Genomic DNA, 952 nt, shown 5'->3' on the forward strand with positions numbered 1-952 from the left:
CCCGTTGGCGGAATTAAAATAGCGCATATTTAACTCTGCCAATAGGCTTTTCATTTTTGTAATTAATATATTGGAGGATTGTAAGTGCGCTAATCTTCCCGATAATCCGGGCAAACAATCCATCTGTATCTTTCGCATAATTCCTTATAATCATAAACTGGTCACACAATTGCGAGAATAGGGTTTCAATTCTTTTTCTCGCTTTGGCAAAAGCTGGGAATGTTGGCTTCCATTCTTTTTGATTACATCTGTATGGTACCTCCAATCTGATATTGGCAGTTTCAAACAGATCCAATTGCACTTGGGCACTTATATATCCTCTGTCCCCTATGACTGTACAATTACTATAATCCACTTTCACATCCTTCAGGTAATGAATGTCATGCACACTTGCCTTAGTGAGGTCAAAGGAGTGGATGACACCACTTAACCCACAGACTGCATGGAGTTTATACCCATAGTAATACATGCTTTGTGATGCGCAGTAGCCTACCCCAGGTGCTTTACTAAAATCCTTCTTTCCCATACTGCAACGTTTGGAACGGGCAATACGACATACTTCTATCGGTTTCGAATCAATACAGAAATAGTCTTCACCACCATCCATTTTAGCAACCATTCTTTCTCGGATTGCATTACATAGGGAGGAAGTTATTTTACGTCTGTCATTGTATTGTCGGCGGGAAATAAGGTTGGGTATTTCAACTCTATATTCCTGTAGATTTGCAAATAACAGCGACTCACTGTCAATACCAACAGCCTCTGATGCCATGTTCAAAGCCACTACTTCAAGGTCTGAGAATTTAGGGACGACTCCTCGTCTTGGCACATTCCCAGATTCATTGACTAAATTGCCGGCAATTTGTTTGCATATGTTCAGTAATTTAGCGAATATTGCATATAAGTTGTGCATACGATATTTGTCTATTAAATGTTTGATCTCATTTAATTT

1 protein-coding gene is annotated in these 952 nt (G+C 39.3%); it reads right to left on the minus strand.

Going from position 1 to position 952, the window contains the following annotated elements; all coding sequences use genetic code 11:
- Positions 1-13 precede the first annotated feature (13 nt).
- Positions 14-952 (minus strand): IS982 family transposase (locus HMPREF9720_RS06880; RefSeq protein WP_039940120.1); only part of this gene is annotated, 939 nt, incomplete at its 5' end.

The sequence above is a fragment of the Alistipes sp. HGB5 genome (assembly GCF_000183485.2).
Classification (GTDB): Bacteria; Bacteroidota; Bacteroidia; order Bacteroidales; family Rikenellaceae; genus Alistipes; species Alistipes finegoldii.